Genomic DNA, 18,025 nt, shown 5'->3' with positions numbered 1-18,025 from the left:
GTTAAATTTCGTGTACAAACAATTCACGCTCGAAGCGGATTTGAGGCCAGAACACACCGTCGTCAGCCCGTTCGCCAGCACCAATCACCATGATCGGGAAGGCGTCATCATTGAGCTTCAACAATTTGCGAACCCGGGCTTCGTCATAGCCTTCCATCATGCAGGTGTCGAACCCGTGCGCGCGCAAGGCAAGCACCAGGTTTTCGCAGGCCAGCGCTGCACTTTTGGCTGCCCACAGCTCCACTTCACTGCGGGTGTAAGGACCACGTGGCAAAGGCGCGATCAAGCCACCCACATTCGATGCGGCCTTCTTCACCATGGCAAAACTGTTCAAGGGGCCAGGTGAATAGTTGTAAGGAATCAATTGGTAATACCGGCGCACCAGTGTCGGCACTTCGGGCATGGGCCATTCCTTGATCATTTTTCTCGAGAAGTCGCTCACGCGGTCCACGCGGGCCACGCACACGATTAATTCCTGTGCGGTTTTTGCAGCCAGTTGGCCCAAGCAGGCTGTGACCAGTTTGGCCTTCTTGGCAGGCGTTTTCACCACATAGAATTCCCAAGGTTGCAGCCCTGATGAGCACGGGGCCAACAAAGCCATGTCCAGGCATTCGTCCAGCACTTCCTTGGGGATCGGTTTGTCAGTGAACTTGCGCACTGACCTTCTGCTCTCGACCACCTTTTTGAAATTGGCTGCGCTAATACCCTTGGGTGCCGGTTCGTAATAGCGCTGTTTGCCGTCCACTTCGATTGTTTTGAATTTGCGTGCTGCTGCTTTCATGTTTTGCGTGCTCCAGACTGCTTAAAGATTGAACCGAATTTCTGATAAAAATTCTTCATGCCGTGCTCGAAATCATCCATCAAGGTGTACACCACGGGAATCACCAAAAGGCTGAGGAAAGTGGACGTCATCAAGCCGCCAATCACGGCAATGGCCATGGGGCTTCGGAAGCTGGTGTCGGCGTCGCCCGTGCCAATGGCAATCGGCAACATGCCAGCGGCCATGGCAATGGTGGTCATGATGATGGGGCGTGCACGCTTGTGACAGGCATCCACCACCGCATCCAGGCGGCTCATGCCCTTTTCATTGCGCGCCATAATCGCGTACTCCACCAGCAAAATCGAGTTCTTGGTGGCAATGCCCATCAACATGATCAAACCAATCAGTGAAGGCATCGAAAAACTTTTTCCAGCCATTAACAAACCAACGAATGCACCACCCAAACTGAGCGGCAATGCGGCAAGAATGGTAACCGGCTGCAGGAAGTCTTTGAACAACAACACCAGCACCACAAAAATGCACAACACACCAGTGAGCATGGCCAAACCAAAACTGGCAAAGAGTTCTTCCATCACCTCGGCATCGCCAATGTTTCGCTGAGCCACACCGGGCGGCAGGTTTTTGATGCTGGGCAATTCTTGAACAGCTGCTGTCACATCGCCCAAGGGTTGCCCTTGTAATTCAATCTCAAAGTTCACATTGCGCGCGCGGTCATAACGGTCGATCACTGAAGGGCCGGCATTAATGCCCAAGGTAGCCACCTGATTCAGCGGCACACTGGGCACGCCGGGCTTGGAGGAAGGCACTGCCAATCGCTCAAGCACACTTAAATCCTTGCGGGCTTCATCGTCCAGCCGAACCACAATGGGCACCTGCCGTTGTGGCAGGTTGAGTTTGGGCAAAGCCGCATCGTAATCGCCCACTGTGGCCACGCGCAGGGTTTCACCCATGGCTGCGGTGCTTACGCCCAAATCGGCAGCTTTTGCAAAGTCGGGTCTGATCCAGATTTCCGGGCGAACCAGTGCTGCGCTTGATGCAATGGAGCCCAGGCCGGGAATGGTGCGCAAATCACGCTCGACTTCAGCTGCGGCCTTTGACAAGGCTTCACCATCATCACCTGACAACACCAACACATATTTTTCACCCGATGCACCCAAGCCCACCTTGTAACGCACGCCAGGCAAATTGCTCAATGCCTCGCGCATTTGGGTTTCAGTCACCTGCTTGCGCACGGCGCGTTCACCGCGAGGATCCAGCAACACGGTCAAAGTGGCTTTGCGCACCTCGGCCTGCCCGCTCATCATGAAGGGGTCGGTACCGGCGGCACCACCGCCAATGGTGGTGTACACACTGCGCACGTACTCCACTTCGCTGATCAGTTCACGGGCTTTCTCGGCGGCCTTGCGGGTTTGCTCGTAAGTGCTGCCCGGCTGCAATTCAATGTAAACCTGCGTTTGTGACAAATCATCGGGCGGAATAAAGCCGGTGGGCAACAAGGGAATCAACATGATTGAGCCGACGAAAAACGCGCCTGCTGCCACACAGGTAACTAAACGATGGGCCAAAGCCCAACGCACCCAGTCCAGGTAGCGGGCCATCATTTTGCCGGGTTCGTTCTTCTCGCTTTCATGACCGGCAGGTTTCAGCATGTATGCGGCCATCATGGGCGTCAGCATTCGGGCCACCACCAGTGAGGCAAACACTGCCAGCGAGGCAGTCCAGCCGAACTGAACAAAGAACTTGCCTGCCACGCCGCTCATGAACGCGGTGGGCAGAAACACCGCAATCAGTGTGAAGGTGGTGGCAATCACGGCCAGGCCAATTTCATCGGCCGCTTCACGTGCAGCATCAATCGGGTTCTTGCCCATTCTGGAATGCCGAACAATGTTTTCCACTTCCACAATGGCATCGTCAACCAGAATACCCACCACCAGCGACATGGCGAGAAGTGACACCACATTCAGGCTAAATCCCAAGTAGTACATGCCGGCAAACGCAGGGATGATCGACAAGGGCAAGGCCACTGCCGACACAAATGTGGCGCGCCAGTCGCGCAAGAAAAACCACACCACCACCACCGCCAAGAAAGCACCTTCGTAGAGCATTTTCATGGAGCTGGCGAAATCGTCCTCGACTGGCTCGACGAAATTGAATGCCTCAACAATGGTGAGGTCGGGTCGTTGAGCTTGCAAATCGGCCAGTGCCTTTTCAACGCCCTGCCCCACTTCCACTTCACTGGCGCCTTTGCTGCGGGTAATTTCGAAACCCACCACATCCTGACCATTGAGCAAGGCTGCTGATCGCCGGTCTGCAATGGTGTCCGTAATCGTCGCAATTTCAGGCAATTGCACACGGCGACCATTGCTCAATACGATTGAAATTTCTTTGAGCTGATTCGCATTGTCCACCGTGGCAATGGTGCGCAGGGGTTGCTCGCCCACGCCCAGATCAGCCCGACCACCCGCTGTTTCCAATTGGGTGTTGCGCAACTGGCGAGAAACATCGAGCGCACTCACGCCCAGCGCCTGCATTTTCAGGGGGTCAAGCTCAACCACCACTTCACGCGTCACACCGCCCACACGGTTCACGGCACCCACACCCTTCACATTCAAGAGTGTTTTGGTGATGGTGTCGTCCACATACCAAGACAAACCCTCTTCATCAAATGCAGTGGATGCAATGGTGTAAGCCAATACTGGCGCACCGCTCAACTCCAGTTTGTTCACCACCGGGTCGCGCAAATCGGTGGGCAAATCTGCACGCACACGAGACACTGCTGAACGTACATCATCGACCGCCTCTTGCGTGTCTTTCTCTAAGTTGAATTCAACCGTGATGCTGACAATGCCGTCTTGAATCTTGGTGTAAATGTGTTTGAGCTGTTGCAGCGTGGCCAGTGAGTTTTCAATTTTTCGCGCGACATCATTTTCCAGCTGCGAAGGCGATGCACCAGGCAAGCTGGCTGTGACCAGCACGGTGGGCAGTTCAATGTCCGGGAACTGCTGAATTTTCATGCTGGAAAAGCTGTACAGGCCCATCACGGTGAGCAGGAAAAACAGCATCACCGCCGGGATGGGATTCTTAATGGACCAGGTCGAGACGTTCACTGAATCACCTTCACCAAATCACCATGCGCCAGAAAGGCCACACCGCTTTTCACCACTTTGTCACCCGGCTTCAAACCTTCCAGCACCTCGATGAATTCACCTTGTGCCTTGTTCACACGCAGCTTGATGCGCTGCACTTTGCTCGTGGCTTCGTCCAGCGTAAAGGCATAGGTAAACCCGTCACGTTCTATTACGGCTGTTTGCGGAAGCACCGCAGCTGTTTGCTCGCCCAAATCAAATTCACCCCGCAGGTACATTCCGGGCTTCAAACCTTTGGCATAAGCACCGGGTACATCGACATACACCATGCCGGTTCGGGATTGCGCATTGATCACCGGGCTGATGGTGCGCACCTTGCCCATCAAGGTTTGATCATTGTTCAACACGGTGACCACCATGCCTTCGGCAATGCGGGCCAACTCGGCATCAGTCACCTCAGCCTGCCATTCCAGGCGCTGCTGGCGCACCAATCTGAAGAGTTCTTGCCCAGGTGCGGGTACTGCACCCAGCGTGGCACTGCGGGCGCTAATTACCCCGTCGTCGAGCGCAGTGACAACGGTGTTGCGCAGGCGAATTTCCTGTTGGGTTTGCAAAGCCTTGGCAGACAACAAACGGGCCTGGGCAGATTTTTCAGCAGCCATGATCTGATTTCGTTCTTGTGCACTCACAGCACCTTGGTCGGTGATGTTGCGAATCATGTCGGCATTCAGCTTGGCCTGATCAAACAGGGCCTGCGCTTCAGCAACACCCGCACGGGCCTGTGCCAAATCGGCATTCACGGTTTGTTGGTCAAACACCGCCAGTGTTTGGCCTTTCTTCACCGTGTCGCCTACTTCAACCCGAAGCGCATCGATGCGAACACCATTCAGTTGCGAAGCGATGATGGCCTCTTGCCAGGCCGCCAGGCTGCCATTCACCGACATTTTCAGCGGAATAACTCGTTCCTCCACTGCAGCCAGTTCAACCGACAAACTGGCTTTGCCGGGGGCTTCAGTCTCTGTTGTTTCAACTGGCGCAGCCTCCTCAGCACCGGGTGAACACGCACCCAAGAACAAGGCACCTGCCAACAAGGCGGCCGGGTACTTCATCAAAAAAATGGAAATTTTCATTTGCTGCAATCCTGTTTGCGTCGTTTGCTTTCGCCATCCAGCATGGCGCGCGCGTAGCCAGCCAAGCGATCACTGAGTGTGTCGATGGCCTTGGCGTTGTTCATGAGTTTGGGGCAGATCACGTCGACCACATCCTGAGCCACATAAAAATTCACAGCCATGCCCATCATGGCGAAGGCCAAGCGTTGAATGTCCAGGTCGGGTTTGGTCAAATCAAAATAAGCGGTCAGCATGTTCACCAGGGCCATGTGCTGTGGCTTGATTTCAGCGTCAATTTCATGCTCCCAGGCACCGGTGGGTTCAATCATTTCGCGGAAATGCAATTTCATCACCAAGCGAAAGGTTTCGCCGTGCTTTAAGGGTTCAAGGAAGTCCCGAAACAATTGCCTCAACGCCTTGTCCACATCGGTGCTGTTCAAATCCGGAATGCCCTGCTCGAACGGTGTACCGCACAGGGGTTCGGTGTAAGCGGCCCTGTAAAGGCCAGCCTTGTCGCCAAAGTAATAGCGAATGGAAGAAATGTTGGCGCCCGCCTTCTCGGCGATTTCGCGGGTGGATGCGCCTTCATAGCCCTTTTCGGCGAAGGTTGAGAGTGCCGCCTGCACCAGCTTTTGCCGTGCAGACTGCTGCTTGTCTTGAAACATGGAAGAATCCAGAAAATTAATTCAATCGATTGATTTAAAAATATATCAAACGAATGATTAAACAGCAACGGCGAAGGCCCCATTTATTCGGATTGAAACGAATCGACACCACCTTTTTCGAGAAACTTGCTACTCTTTGTTGGCAAATTCAAAAAAACAACAAACCGGAGACTCAACATGGGTGTGGCGAAAAAAGGCAGCGATGCATTGCGAAAACTGAAGTCAGCAGCACAAAAAAGGGCATCCAGCCTGCCGGCGGGCAATTTGATCAACGCAGTGGTGGACCAGGTGAACCAGTTTGAAACCGGCATCAAGCAAACAGTAGACGGTGTTCAGGACAAGGTGAAAGGCCTGCAAGCCAACCTGCTGAAAATGTACCAGGCCAACAAAGAACTGGAACAGGAAAACCGGGAGCTGAGCAAAGCCATGGTGGTCCTGGAAAAAGACAACGCCCACCTGACCATGAAGCTGGACCGCACCCAAATGGAACTGGATGTGCTGAAGGCCAAGCTGGAGAATATTGGCAAACTGGTGAGTGGCTATGAGGAATCGATTGCAGCGGTTAGCCGGGTTGCCAAGACCAAACGCAAATAAAAGGACTTGGCATGACCCGCACACCCATTCCGCGCTTTGAGGACAACTACTCAGAAGAAGCCGCCAAAGCACGCCGTGAATTTTTAACGCAGCAAACCGGTGCCAGCCTGCAACACACTGGCACCTATTCCCTGCCCCCTGAAAGCCTGAAAAGCAATACCGAGAATTTCATTGGCGTGGTGCAGATGCCGGTGGGCGTGGCCGGGCCTGTGCTGATCAACGGCGAACATGCCCAAGGCTGGTTTTATGTACCACTGGCCACCACCGAAGGCACGCTGGTGGCCAGCTACAGCCGGGGCATGCGCATGGTGAGTGAATCGGGCGGTGTCAAAGTAACCGTGGCTGAAGAATTCATGCAACGCGCCCCGCTGTTTGAATTCGAGGACGCCCGTGCGGCCAAACGGTTTTTGAGCTGGCTCAATCTGAAATTGCCCACGGTCAAAGCCGAGGCTGAAAAAACCACAGGCTTTGGCAAGCTGGAGCACATTCAAACCTGGCAAGTGGCACGCATGGTGTACACCCGCTTTAACTACACCACGGGCGATGCAGCCGGGCAAAACATGTGCGGCAAGGCCACGCATGCTGCCTGCCAGTGGGTGTTGAAAAACAGCCCTGAGGCCATTAGTTACTTTGCGCTGAGCGGTGCAATTGAAACCGACAAAAAACATTCGCACATGAATCTGCTGCACAGCCGGGGCAAGCGAGTGATTGCAGAAGCCACAATCAAACGCGAAGTGCTTCAGCGACTTGCCCGCACCACACCGGAAATAATTTTCAAGCAACGCCAGCGCAGTGCAATTGGCGCCCAACTTGCGGGCAGCGCCTACAGCGGCCCCCACTCGGCCAACGGCATTGCAGCCTTGTTCATTGCCACTGGGCAAGACGAGGCCAATGTAGTAGAAAGCCACACCGGCATGGTGTTCATGGATATTACAGCCGACGGGGATTTGTATTTTTCTGTCACATTGCCCTCGGTAATTTGTGCCACCAAGGGCGGCGGTACTGGCCTGGCCACCCAGGCAGAATGCCTGAAAATGTTGGGCTGTGAAGGCACTGGTAAGGCTCGCAAACTGGCAGAGATTGTAGGTGCCACAGTGCTTGCCGGCGATTTGTCGCTGTTGTCAGCCATACTGGCGGACGAGTGGGTTTCCTCCCACGACGCTTACGGCCGGAATCGCTAGGTCAGCAAAACACCGACCGCTGGTGCAGTGCGGAATGACTTGCAATGTGTTTCAGTGCACACTCGTTTTACAATACAAAAACGAGGAGACAGAATGCAGGCTCAGGCAGGACCCACGCTGTTCAACCGAATCACTGGCCTCGTGACGAAAGTCTCTGACGCCTTTGCATTCCCGCTTCGAACTTCCCACTACATTGAACTGGTCAACCCGCTGTGGAGCACGCATGCTTTACAAGCCCGGGTTGAGGCCGTGTGGGACGAAACCTCTGATTCACGCACCATCACACTGCGCCCCGGGCTGAACTGGCGAAGCCACCGCCCCGGCCAGCATTTGCGCATTGGTGTGCCCATTGGCGGCCAGCATTTCACCCGCACCTACTCCATCAGCTCGGCACCAGAACGCAACGACGGCTGCTTCACCATCACCGTGAAAGCCATCGACAATGGCCGCATGTCGCACCACCTGGTGCGCAAACTGAAGGTGGGCGATTACGTGCCGATTGGCGTGCCACAAGGCGATTTTTACCTGCCCGACGCACAGCCTGTGCTGCCCTTGTTCATTACCGCAGGCAGTGGCATTACACCGATTATGAGCATGTTGCGCAGCCTGGTGCTGCAAGAACGCATGCCCAACACCGTGCACATTCACTATGCGCCCCACACTTACGATGTGATTTTTGGGCGTGAGCTGAAAGAAATTTCAGACCAACAAAAGTTGTACAAGCTGAACCTGGTGCACACCCGTGAGCCCGGCCAAAAACCCGAAGAAATTACAGGCAAACGCCCTCACTTCTCCAAGGAACAGCTGGAACAGCTTTGCCCAGACTGGCGCAAACGCGATGTGTACGCCTGTGGCCCACAGGCCATGCTGGACTCCATCGAGCAACTCTACGAGGCCGAAGGCTTGAGCCGACAAGTGCACACCGAGCGATTCCGCGCGCAACTGGCGGGGGTTCCTACCGAGGTAAAAACAGGGGTTGTGAAATTCCTGAACAGCAATGTGACAGCGAATTCAGACGGTGAAACCAACCTGCTTCGCCTGGCCGAAGATTCGGGCTTGAACCCCGAGCACGGCTGCCGAATGGGTATTTGCCATGGTTGCGATGTGAAACTGGCCAGTGGTTGCGTGCGCGATTTGCGAACCAACGCGCTAATCAACGAAACCGGGCAAGTGATTCAGATTTGCGTGTGCGCTGCCGTGGGCGACGCAGAAATTGAAGTGTAAGCAGGAGACAAACATGGGCATGCCAAAACATTTGAGCGCCAGCGACATTGAAGAATTCGGTCGCGAAATGGACGCCATACGCAATGAAATTGCAGACTCACTGGGCAGCAAAGACCGCGCCTACATTCTCTCGGTCATCAAGTGGCAGCGAAGCCTGATGCTGGCCGGGCGCATTGTGGTGTTTCTCAGCTTTTTCCTCTTGCCGATGAGCGACTGGTCCTTCACCGGCTGGCCGCAATTCTGGGCGGTGTTGCTGCTGGGTGCGATCATGCTGGGTGTATCAAAAAGCATAGAGAACATGGAACTGGGGCACAACATCATGCATGCCCAGTTTGACTGGATGCGCGACCCCAACATTCAATCCAACACATGGGAATGGGACAATGTGTGCCCTTCCGACCAGTGGAAGCACAGCCACAATGTGGTGCACCACACCTGGACCAATGTGCACGGCAAAGACCCCGACATTGGCTACGGTGTACTGCGGGTTACTGACGACCAGCGTTGGCATGCAAAGTACCTGTTCAACCCGGTGATTAATTTTGTGTTGATGATGCTGTTCCAATGGGGCGTGGCCCTTCACGACCTGGAAGCTGACAAGTTGCTGGCAGGCCAGAAGAAATGGCGCGATGTCATACCCATGCTGAAACGCATTGGCTGGAAAGTTCGTCACCAATTGCTGAAAGACTATGTGTGCTGGCCTTTGCTCGGTGCGGCCGTTACGCTGCCATTCACAATCTTCTTTGGCTTTGACATTGTGAACATTGCGCTGGCCGCCATGGGATTTACATTGGTTGCCAACCTGATTGCCAACGGCATTCGCAACATTTGGTCGAACGTGATTATTTTCTGCGGCCACTTTCCGGCCGGTGTGCACCACTTCACCAAAGAAGAAGTGGAAGGCGAAACCCGTGCGGCCTGGTATGTGCGCCAGTTGCTGGGCAGCTGCAATATTACAGGCGGAAAACTGTTCCATATTTTGTCGGGCAACCTGAGCCACCAAATTGAACACCACCTGTTCCCCGACATTCCCGCCAACCGCTATGCGGAAATGTCACCCCGGGTACAGGCCTTGGCGGCACGGTATGGCTTGCCGTACAACAAGGGCAGTTTCACGCGGCAGTTTGGCACCACCACATGGAATATTTGGCGCTTGTCCCTGCCCTGATCAATTACACAGCCTGCGCGGTGCTGTATGCGAAAAACAGCACCAAGCTGGCTGCCATGGTTCCGTTGAACCACTTCAAACGAGTCGGGCTGTTGATGAATGTCCGCAGGCGTGCACCCAACACCAGCCACAAACCCACGCACAACAAACCCACACTGGCCATGATCAAAGCCACGGCAAGCACATCCAGCAAGGGCGTGTTTGAACTGGCTGGAAACAAGGCCACCGCCGCTGTGGCCATGAACCAGGCTTTGGGATTCACCCACTGAAACAGCACGGCATTCACAAAGCTCAATGGCTTCGATCCCGGCTTCAAAGCGTCAGCAGACGGTGAAAAGCTGGCAATTCGCCACGCGAGGTACACCATCATCAAGAGGCTGAACACCAGCAGCGCCGTGTGAAACCACGGCAGGCTTTCAAACACTGCATTCAAGCCCAGGCCCATGGCCAGCAGCATCAGCGGGAAGCCCACAACAATGCCGAAGAAATGCGGCAGGCTTTTTCGAACACCAAAATTCATGCTGCTCGTCATGATCATGAGGTTGTTCGGTCCGGGCGTGATGATGCTTAAAAACGCGAACAAGGCGATGGCTTGAAAGTGCTGCATGGCGAACTCCTTTTGTGGAGTAAAAATGGAACACTCACTTTAAGAACTTTTGCAATTTCAGTACAGATTCAGGATAATGAAATAATGTGCAGTACAGATTAATTCTTAAAAATCTGTACTGCTTTTAATATTCAACTTCTGTGCGGGTGGCCCCCATGAAACTGGAACGTTGGCAGGTGATTGCTGCGGGTATTTGTTCACTGATCCTGACTGTGGGTTTGGCCCGTTTTTCATACACACCGTTGCTGCCCATCATGCGGGAACAGGCTGGGCTAAGCGCCTTTGATGGAGGCTGGTTGGCCACGGTGAACTACATTGGCTACATCAGCGGTGCCCTGCTCGCTTCCACGCTGAGCAATCTGGATTACAAATACCTGCTGTACCGCTTCGGGCTTGTTGTGGCGGTGCTCAGCACCATTGGCATGGGCATGACCACCGATGTGAACCTGTGGGTATTTCTGCGTTTCATTTCGGGTGTGTCCAGTACTGCAGGCATGTTGATCGCATCGGGTTTGGTCATGAACTGGCTGGCACGCCAGAACCTGAAAACTGAATTGGGCCTGCACTTTGCCGGGGCGGGTATGGGGCTTGTGTTGTCAGGCCTTGCGGTCATGGCCATGGTCGACCACCTGGCCTGGGACCAACAATGGTGGGTTCTGGGTGTGGTGGGTGTGCTGTTTTTTGTACCGGCCTGGGTGTGGATGCCCAAACCCGCCAAGGCTGGCAGCGCTGAAGCCCAAGTGGCCGATGTGCCGCCGCCCAGCGCCAAGTGGATGCGGCTGATGTTGGGCGCCTATTTTTGCGCTGGTTTTGGTTATGTCATTAGCGCCACCTTTATTGTGGCCATTGCAGAAACCCTGCCCGAACTTCAGGGCAAAGGCCCCTGGGTGTGGGTGGTTGTTGGTTTGGCTGCCATACCCTCTACCTTTATTTGGGATCGAATCGCCCGAATTACGGGTATGTTCGAAGCACTGGTGCTGGCCTACGTGTTGCAAATTGTCTCCATTCTCATGGCTGGCTTTATCGATGGCTATTGGGCCAACATGATCAGCGCTGTTCTGTTTGGCGGCACATTCGCCGGCATTGTGAACTTGACACTGAGCATTGCGGGCAGGCAATTCCCCGCCAACCCCAGCAAGGCCATGGCCCGCATGACACTCAGTTACGGCGTCTCTCAAATTGCTGCACCCGCCTTGGCCGGCTTAATTGCCGAACGCACGGGTACCTACCGTGGATCGCTGTACCTGGCGGCTGGGTTGATGGTGGCCGGTGTGTTCATGGTGTGGCAACTGAAAAAGCAAACTGAGGTTTAACCATGGACGCCTCATCTTGCAAATACGAAACACTGGCCTTGAACCTGCAAGCCTTGATTGAAAACAATCACTTTGCAGCCGGGTACAAACTGCCTTCCATCCGGAAGTTGTCAGAGCAATGGCACTACTCCATTGACACCGTGCAAAAGGCGCTGAACCTGCTTGAAGACCGGGGCTATGTTCAGCCCGTGGCGAAATCGGGCTATTACGTGCAAGCCCGCAACGTGCCCAGTGGCGCGGCCTGTACCCAAGCGCCCGACTCGATTGTTCTGGAACCACCCGTGAATCTGGAGGTAGCCAACCAAATTGCCATGCTGCTTCGAAGTTCAACTCGCGAAGATGTGGCTCCACTGGGCGTGGCTTTTCCTGCCCATGAATTGTTGCCAATTGCCACCCTGCGCCGAAGCTATGCCACGGTGAACCGCACCCGCCCGGATCTTCTTACGCTGGGCAGCCATGTAGAGCCCAATCAGCCCGAGTTGGTGCAGCAACTGCAACAACGGTTCGAGTTGATGGGTATGAAGCTGAAACGCGATGAACTGGTGATTACCGATGGCTGCACCGAGGCACTTAGCCTGGCCTTGCAAAGTGTGGCCAAACACAACGACATTGTTGCAGTTGAGTCGCCAGGCTATTACCTGCTTTTGCAAATGATTGAATCGCTGGGCTTGCGCGCACTGGAAATTCCAAGCAGCCCAGAACACGGCATGTCGCTGGAAGCACTGGAAATTGCAGTGAAACAAACCCGCATTGCAGCCTGCATTGTATGCCCCACTGCCAGCAACCCCATGGGCTCGGTGATGCCAGATTCAAACCGTAAAAAATTGCTGGAGTTGGCCGAGAAATACGACTTTCCGATTGTGGAAGACAATGTGTACGCCGACTTGTATTTCGAGCGGTTTCGCCCGCGCCCCTTGAAGGCTGGCAAGCAAAGCGACCGTGTTTTAATGTGCGGCTCGTTCTCGAAATCGCTCAGCCCTTCGCTGCGCATTGGCTATGTGGCTGGCGGCAAGTACGCCGCACAGGTGTTGTCAAAAAAGCGAATTCTGAGCGGGTCGACTAATCCAATTACCCAAGTGGCCGTGGCGCACTACCTTGAAAAAGGCTCGTTTGAGCGGCACCTGCGCACGCTGCGCCAACAGTTTGAAACCCAGGTGCGTGCCATGGGCAATTTGGTGCTGAAGCATTTTCCGCAAGGCACGCGAATTTCTGAACCCAAAGGTGGTTTTGTGTTGTGGGTAGAATTACCCGGCGACATCGACACCACCGCACTGTTCAACAAGGCCATTGCCCGCAAAGTGGCTTATATGCCGGGCAGTGTGTTTTCGGCCAGTGGCCTGTACAAAAACTGCATACGGCTGAACTGCGGCCACCCGGTGACCGACGACACCGCAGTGGCCATTGCAAAATTAGGTGCCTTGTTTGAAGGCTCACTCGTCGCCTAGCCACACCACCTGGTACAAATCGCGCCTGCGGTCCAGATAATTGCGCACCGAGCCCTCATTCTTCAGCGTTTGAAGCTTATCCAGGTCCACATCCACAATCAGGGTCATCTCGGTGTTGGGTGTGGTTTCGGCCATGATCGCATCGTGCGGAAATGCGAAATCGGAAGGCGAGAACACCGCGGTTTGCCCATACTGAATGTCCACATTGTCCACTTTGGGCAAATTACCAAAGCTGCCTGAAATGGCCACATAACATTCATTTTCGATGGCACGCGCCTGCGCACAACGGCGCACCCGCAAATAACCATTCTTGGTGTCAGTCCAGAAAGGCACCAGCAAAATTTGCATGTCTTTGTCGGCCAGCACGCGCGACAACTCGGGAAACTCGGAGTCGTAACAAATCAGAATGCCGATCTTGCCGAAGTCGGTGTCGAACACACTCAGTTTGCTGCCGCCTTCCATCATCCACTCGCGCTTTTCATGCGGCGTGGGGTGAATTTTGTATTGCGCTTCCACCGTGCCATCGCGGCGGCACAAATAGGCCACGTTGTACAAAGCACCATCTTCCATCACTGGCATGGACCCAGCCACCACATTGATGTTGTAACTCACGGCCATGCGGCTCATTTCGTCGCGAATTTGATCTGTGTACGTGGCCAGGTGTCGAATGGCTTCCAGCGAATTGCCATTGCCCGCCAAACCCATCAAAGGGGCATTGAAAAATTCGGGGAACAAAGCCACATCACAGCGATAATCCGAGAGCGCATTGATGAAATATTCTGCCTGCTTCACCACGTCTTCCACGCTGTGAAACTCGCGCATTTGCCACTGCACACAACCCAGGCGCGCCGTGGTTTTTGGCGCACCAAACAACATGGGCTTTTCTGGTTCGAAATACAAATTGAACCACTCAAGCAATGTGGCGTAACCCTGCGATTCCTTGTCTTCGGGCAGGTAGCCTTTTAGCACCTGCTTCACTTCAAAGTCGTTGCTGAGCTGAAAAGTCAGAATGGGATCGTAAATGTCTTTGCGCTTGACCGCAGCAATGTACTGCTGGGGCGACATGTCTTTCATGTGTTCTTTGTAGCCGGGAATTCGGCCTCCGGCCATAATGGCGCGCAAGTTCAGGTTCTGGCACAGCTCTTTGCGTGCTTCATACAAACGGCGACCCAGGCGCATGTTGCGGTACTCGGGATCAGCAAACACATCAATGCCGTACAGCACATCGCCTTTGGGGTCGTGCGTGGTGGCGTAAATGTTGCCGGTAATTTCCATGTAGGTGTGTTTGTCGCCAAACTTGTCGTAATCCACCACCACGGCAAAGGCGGCGGCAATTACTTTGCCATCGTCTTCAATGCAAATTTGTCCTTCGGGAAATGTTTTCAGAATTGAACGAAACTTGGCCTCAGGCAGTGCACCGCCGGCACTGTGATACACCACTTCCATGATCCGCTTGATATCGGGGTAATCCGAGACCTGCAAATTGCGCAAGGTTAACTTGTGTTCAGTGTGTTCATACTCGGTATTTTCGGTTTCTGTCGACATGGTGACTGCTCCATTTGTTTACTTCATGAACCTCCTTATTAGAACACATTTCAAAAATTGATGAATTTTTAGTCAATTAACTGAGCGTTCTGGTTTGACACACCCATTGGCTAACAGGTATCCTTCGCGCCTGCACTGTTAACAAACCCCGCCCCTACCCTTGTAAAAATTCAAGTTCATCGTTGTCCTTTCTATTGGTCTGGCCTCCCCGAGTTGCCGGACACCCACTGCTTTTCCAAAATTTTGATTGATTAAAAATGATGAAGAATTTCCGTACGGACTGGTTATCCAACGTCCGAAATGATCTTTTGGCCGGCCTTGTGGTTGCGCTGGCGCTTATCCCTGAGGCAATCGCCTTTTCAATCATTGCGGGCGTTGACCCCAAAGTGGGACTGTATGCCTCATTTTGTATCGCCACCGTGATCGCTTTTACCGGTGGACGACCCGGCATGATTTCTGCCGCAACAGGTGCCATGGCACTGGTCATGGTGACCTTGGTGAAGGATTATGGATTGCAATATTTGCTGGTGGCCACCTTGTTGACAGGCGTTTTGCAAATTCTGGCGGGTGTGTTGCAACTGGGCAAATTAATGCGCTTCGTATCGCGATCTGTGATCACCGGGTTTGTGAATGCATTGGCCATTCTTATTTTCATGGCGCAGCTTCCTGAACTGATCAACGTGACCTGGCATGTGTACGCCATGGTGGCGGCGGGCTTGGGCATTATTTACCTGCTGCCCTACCTTACCAAAGCAATTCCATCGCCACTTGTGGCCATCGTTGTACTGACCGTATTCAGTATTGCGGTGGGGCTGGACATTCGCACCGTGGGCGACATGGGTGAGCTGCCTGATTCGCTGCCAGTGTTCCTGCTGCCCGACGTGCCTTGGACACTTGAAACATTGAAAATTGTATTTCCATTTTCACTGACTCTGGCTGTGGTGGGTTTGCTGGAATCGATGATGACCGCGCAAATTGTAGATGACCTCACCGACACACCCAGCGACAAAAACCGCGAGTGTGTGGGCCAAGGTGTATCGAACATTGCAGCAGGTTTTCTGGGCGGCATGGCCGGTTGCGCCATGATTGGACAGTCCGTGATCAATGTGAAGTCTGGTGGTCGAGGTCGCTTGTCCACCCTGTGTGCTGGCGTATTCTTGCTGATCATGGTGGTATTCATCGGCGACTATGTGGCCTTGATCCCCATGGCAGCCTTGGTGGCCGTCATGATCATGGTGTCGATTGGCACCTTCAACTGGGCCTCTATCCGCAATCTGCGTGAACACCCGAAAAGCTCGAGCATTGTGATGCTGGCCACAGTTGCGGTTACCGTCGGCACGCACGACCTGGCGCAGGGTGTTTTGGTGGGTGTATTGCTGTCAGGATTTTTCTTCGCCAACAAGGTGGGGCGAATTCTGCGCGTGCAATCGAGTACTCAAGACGAGGGCCGAAACCGGACGTACATTATTTCGGGCCAGGTGTTTTTTGCTTCCGCTGAAACCTTTATCAATGCTTTCGACTACAAGGAAGTCATTGATGAGGTCACGATCGATGTAAGCCGCGCACACTTCTGGGACATTACCGCAGTCAGCGCACTGGACAAAGTTGTGATCAAGTTCAAGCGCGAAGGCACCGAAGTGGAGGTAATCGGCATGAACGAGGCCAGCCGCACCTTGGTGGACAAATTCGCCATTCATGACAAAGACGATGCGCTTGAACGCATGGCAGCCCATTAAGGAGATTCAACATGGACGAACGTAAAATTGTAGCCTGTGTGGATCGCTCCCAATACTCAATAGCAGTGGCCGATTGTGCGGCCTGGGTATCCCGGCAAATCAAGGCGCCTGTCGAGTTTTTGCATGTGATTGACCGACACCTGGAGCAGGGTTCAGGCGAAGACCACAGTGGCGCGATTGGTTTTGATGCCCAGGAAAACCTGCTGAACAAACTGTTGATGAGCGACAGTGAAAAAACCAAAGTTGCAAAAACCCAAGGCCGCCTGTTTTTGAACGGCCTGCGTGAACGCGCAATTGAAGACGGCGTGCTTCAGGCAGATTCACGCATACGCCACGGCACACTGGTGGACTGCCTGCTTGAAATGCAGAACAACACTCGAATTGCCATTATTGGCAGACGGGGAGAAACCTCGGTGGCGTCCAACCGTGACATCGGGCGTACATTTGAAGCGGCCGTGCGGGCTCTGGATCGCCCTGTTCTGGGTGTGCACGAGAAGTTCACTGTTCCACAGCGTTTTTTGTTTGCATTTGATGGCAGCGCTGTGAGCAAACGTGGCGTTGAAACCGTGCTTCAAAGCCGATTGTTCAAAGGCATGAAAGGTACCCTGCTGATGTGTGGGGAGAAGAACAACAGCGGGATCAAACTGCTTGAGGAAGCCGCGCTGTCACTGAGTGAATCTGGTGTACCGACCGAGTTCAATCATGTTCAGGGCGATGTAGTCACGCAAATGATTCAAGGGCTGGAAATTCATCAGGCCGACATGCTGGTGATGGGCGCTTACACGCACTCGCCTTTGCGCAAGCTGTTCTTCGGCAGCAAAACTGAAGACATGCTGAGGGCAACAAAAGTGCCAGCACTCCTGCTTCGCTGAACCAACTGACAAGCCAGGTACAGCTTTTGCATCTTTCACGGCAAACCCACACCGGAATTTGCCATGAATGAACTTGATGCTGCCCTGCTTGGCCTTTTAATCAAAGATTCACGTTTGTCTTTCGCTGACATTGCACGTCAACTGGGCTGCTCACGCGCCCATGCCCGTGCCCGCGTGCAAGCCTTGCTGGAGGAAGGCACGGTGGAGCAATTCACTGCCGTGGTGAACCCCGAGAAACTGGGCAAGGTCACCAGCACTTTCGTAGACCTGAAGGTGAAAAGCCATGTCATTGAGGCTGTGGCCAATGAATTGGCCGCTCAACCGGAGGTGGCAAGCCTGTACATCATGTCGGATTTACAAAGCCTGCACATTCACACATTGACTGACACACAAGAGAGTTTTTTGGCATTTGCACAGAAGTATCTGTTCGGTCAGCCCGACATTATTTCAGTGGAATGCAAAAACCTGTTGAAGCGTGTCAAGCACCGGCGCGGTGGCGCTCGTTTGTAAAAATACGCAGCCCCGTTGTGGTGCAGCGCCACATTTTGGGTGCATGAATACATTCGACACCAAAGTGCCCGTTTTCAAATCCATCTGATTCCGATTGATTTTTTCAATGCATCAATTGAGATCGATTTGACGTCAAAAGTAAACAAAAGGTATACAAATGGCATCTGCTTCAGCAGTCTGCATGCTTCA

At 53.7% G+C, this 18,025-nt stretch carries 15 protein-coding genes; 9 read left to right on the top strand and 6 right to left on the bottom strand.

Features of this window, described 5'->3' with window-relative positions; genetic code table 11:
- Position 1: 1 nt before the first annotated feature.
- Genes FCS97_RS14285 through FCS97_RS14270 form a run of 4 tightly spaced genes read right to left on the bottom strand, consistent with a single transcriptional unit; the run spans position 2 to position 5,641 of the window.
- Entirely contained in the window at positions 2 to 781 is a 780-nt protein-coding gene (locus FCS97_RS14285; RefSeq protein ID WP_138519101.1) for a nitroreductase family protein, read from the bottom strand.
- The gene (locus FCS97_RS14280; RefSeq protein ID WP_138519100.1) at positions 778 to 3,888 is read right to left on the bottom strand and encodes an efflux RND transporter permease subunit; all 3,111 of its coding nucleotides are present in this window, start codon (positions 3,886 to 3,888) and stop codon (positions 778 to 780) included. The genes FCS97_RS14285 and FCS97_RS14280 overlap by 4 nt, the downstream gene beginning before the upstream one ends.
- On the bottom strand, positions 3,885 to 4,997 hold the full coding sequence (locus FCS97_RS14275) for an efflux RND transporter periplasmic adaptor subunit (RefSeq protein ID WP_138519099.1): 1,113 nt from the start codon (positions 4,995 to 4,997) through the stop codon (positions 3,885 to 3,887). Before FCS97_RS14275 ends, FCS97_RS14280 begins: the two co-directional genes overlap by 4 nt.
- Positions 4,994 to 5,641 (bottom strand): TetR/AcrR family transcriptional regulator, encoded by a 648-nt coding sequence (locus tag FCS97_RS14270; protein ID WP_138519098.1) that lies wholly within the window; start codon positions 5,639 to 5,641, stop codon positions 4,994 to 4,996. The genes FCS97_RS14275 and FCS97_RS14270 overlap by 4 nt, the downstream gene beginning before the upstream one ends.
- A gap of 177 nt (positions 5,642 to 5,818) precedes the next feature.
- Between FCS97_RS14270 and FCS97_RS14265 the strand changes: the two genes are divergently transcribed.
- The 4 genes from FCS97_RS14265 to FCS97_RS14250 all read left to right on the top strand — a co-directional run bounded on the left by FCS97_RS14265 (position 5,819) and on the right by FCS97_RS14250 (position 9,808).
- Positions 5,819 to 6,235: a hypothetical protein gene (locus tag FCS97_RS14265; protein ID WP_138519097.1), complete on the top strand. Its 417-nt coding sequence runs from the start codon at positions 5,819 to 5,821 to the stop codon at positions 6,233 to 6,235.
- Positions 6,236 to 6,246: 11 nt separating this feature from the next.
- Complete coding sequence (locus FCS97_RS14260; RefSeq protein ID WP_138519096.1) at positions 6,247 to 7,416, top strand: hydroxymethylglutaryl-CoA reductase; 1,170 nt, start codon at positions 6,247 to 6,249, stop codon at positions 7,414 to 7,416.
- Positions 7,417 to 7,509: 93 nt separating this feature from the next.
- Positions 7,510 to 8,640, top strand: a complete 1,131-nt coding sequence (locus FCS97_RS14255) for a ferredoxin reductase (RefSeq protein WP_138519095.1) — start codon at positions 7,510 to 7,512, stop codon at positions 8,638 to 8,640.
- Positions 8,641 to 8,653: 13 nt separating this feature from the next.
- Positions 8,654 to 9,808 carry a fatty acid desaturase family protein gene (locus FCS97_RS14250; RefSeq protein ID WP_138519094.1) on the top strand — a complete coding sequence of 385 codons (1,155 nt, stop codon included), beginning with the start codon at positions 8,654 to 8,656 and terminating at the stop codon, positions 9,806 to 9,808.
- A 4-nt stretch (positions 9,809 to 9,812) separates the two neighbouring features.
- On the opposite strand, the gene FCS97_RS14245 is transcribed toward FCS97_RS14250, so the two are convergent.
- The gene (locus FCS97_RS14245) at positions 9,813 to 10,415 is read right to left on the bottom strand and encodes a LysE family translocator (RefSeq protein ID WP_138519093.1); all 603 of its coding nucleotides are present in this window, start codon (positions 10,413 to 10,415) and stop codon (positions 9,813 to 9,815) included.
- Between the two features lie 155 nt (positions 10,416 to 10,570).
- Here FCS97_RS14245 and FCS97_RS14240 point away from each other — a divergent pair, with 155 nt between their 5' ends.
- Both FCS97_RS14240 and FCS97_RS14235 read left to right on the top strand, forming a co-directional pair.
- Positions 10,571 to 11,728: a YbfB/YjiJ family MFS transporter gene (locus tag FCS97_RS14240; RefSeq protein ID WP_138519092.1), complete on the top strand. Its 1,158-nt coding sequence runs from the start codon at positions 10,571 to 10,573 to the stop codon at positions 11,726 to 11,728.
- 2 nt (positions 11,729 to 11,730) lie between these two features.
- Complete coding sequence (locus FCS97_RS14235; RefSeq protein WP_138519091.1) at positions 11,731 to 13,173, top strand: aminotransferase-like domain-containing protein; 1,443 nt, start codon at positions 11,731 to 11,733, stop codon at positions 13,171 to 13,173.
- On the opposite strand, the gene FCS97_RS14230 is transcribed toward FCS97_RS14235, so the two are convergent.
- Positions 13,159 to 14,718 carry a carbon-nitrogen hydrolase family protein gene (locus FCS97_RS14230; RefSeq protein ID WP_138519090.1) on the bottom strand — a complete coding sequence of 520 codons (1,560 nt, stop codon included), beginning with the start codon at positions 14,716 to 14,718 and terminating at the stop codon, positions 13,159 to 13,161. The two genes, FCS97_RS14235 and FCS97_RS14230, sit on opposite strands and share 15 nt — an antisense overlap.
- Positions 14,719 to 14,975: 257 nt before the next feature.
- Between FCS97_RS14230 and FCS97_RS14225 the strand changes: the two genes are divergently transcribed.
- The 3 genes from FCS97_RS14225 to FCS97_RS14215 all read left to right on the top strand — a co-directional run bounded on the left by FCS97_RS14225 (position 14,976) and on the right by FCS97_RS14215 (position 17,836).
- Entirely contained in the window at positions 14,976 to 16,454 is a 1,479-nt protein-coding gene (locus tag FCS97_RS14225; RefSeq protein WP_171035324.1) for a SulP family inorganic anion transporter, read from the top strand.
- A gap of 11 nt (positions 16,455 to 16,465) precedes the next feature.
- Positions 16,466 to 17,326 (top strand): universal stress protein, encoded by an 861-nt coding sequence (locus tag FCS97_RS14220; protein WP_138519089.1) that lies wholly within the window; start codon positions 16,466 to 16,468, stop codon positions 17,324 to 17,326.
- A gap of 63 nt (positions 17,327 to 17,389) precedes the next feature.
- Positions 17,390 to 17,836 carry an Lrp/AsnC family transcriptional regulator gene (locus tag FCS97_RS14215; protein ID WP_138519088.1) on the top strand — a complete coding sequence of 149 codons (447 nt, stop codon included), beginning with the start codon at positions 17,390 to 17,392 and terminating at the stop codon, positions 17,834 to 17,836.
- The last annotated feature ends 189 nt before the right edge of the window (positions 17,837 to 18,025 follow it).

It is taken from the genome of Limnobacter alexandrii, from assembly GCF_005871185.1.
In the GTDB taxonomy this organism is placed as follows: Bacteria; Pseudomonadota; Gammaproteobacteria; order Burkholderiales; family Burkholderiaceae_B; genus Limnobacter; species Limnobacter alexandrii.
Note: the sequence above shows the minus strand (reverse complement) of the source record. Positions and strands in the feature narration are given on the sequence as shown.

Bases quoted from the DNA above. Each gene is read 5' to 3' on its own strand.
- FCS97_RS14240 (WP_138519092.1), top strand. From the start codon at position 10,571: ATGAAACTGGAACGTTGGCAGGTGATTGCTGCGGGTATTTGTTCACTG.
- FCS97_RS14275 (WP_138519099.1), bottom strand. From the start codon at position 4,997: ATGAAAATTTCCATTTTTTTGATGAAGTACCCGGCCGCCTTGTTGGCA.
- FCS97_RS14270 (WP_138519098.1), bottom strand. From the start codon at position 5,641: ATGTTTCAAGACAAGCAGCAGTCTGCACGGCAAAAGCTGGTGCAGGCG.
- FCS97_RS14245 (WP_138519093.1), bottom strand. From the start codon at position 10,415: ATGCAGCACTTTCAAGCCATCGCCTTGTTCGCGTTTTTAAGCATCATC.
- FCS97_RS14250 (WP_138519094.1), top strand. From the start codon at position 8,654: ATGGGCATGCCAAAACATTTGAGCGCCAGCGACATTGAAGAATTCGGT.
- FCS97_RS14215 (WP_138519088.1), top strand. From the start codon at position 17,390: ATGAATGAACTTGATGCTGCCCTGCTTGGCCTTTTAATCAAAGATTCA.
- FCS97_RS14220 (WP_138519089.1), top strand. From the start codon at position 16,466: ATGGACGAACGTAAAATTGTAGCCTGTGTGGATCGCTCCCAATACTCA.
- FCS97_RS14230 (WP_138519090.1), bottom strand. From the start codon at position 14,718: ATGTCGACAGAAACCGAAAATACCGAGTATGAACACACTGAACACAAG.
- FCS97_RS14225 (WP_171035324.1), top strand. From the start codon at position 14,976: ATGATGAAGAATTTCCGTACGGACTGGTTATCCAACGTCCGAAATGAT.
- FCS97_RS14265 (WP_138519097.1), top strand. From the start codon at position 5,819: ATGGGTGTGGCGAAAAAAGGCAGCGATGCATTGCGAAAACTGAAGTCA.
- FCS97_RS14255 (WP_138519095.1), top strand. From the start codon at position 7,510: ATGCAGGCTCAGGCAGGACCCACGCTGTTCAACCGAATCACTGGCCTC.
- FCS97_RS14235 (WP_138519091.1), top strand. From the start codon at position 11,731: ATGGACGCCTCATCTTGCAAATACGAAACACTGGCCTTGAACCTGCAA.
- FCS97_RS14260 (WP_138519096.1), top strand. From the start codon at position 6,247: ATGACCCGCACACCCATTCCGCGCTTTGAGGACAACTACTCAGAAGAA.
- FCS97_RS14285 (WP_138519101.1), bottom strand. From the start codon at position 781: ATGAAAGCAGCAGCACGCAAATTCAAAACAATCGAAGTGGACGGCAAA.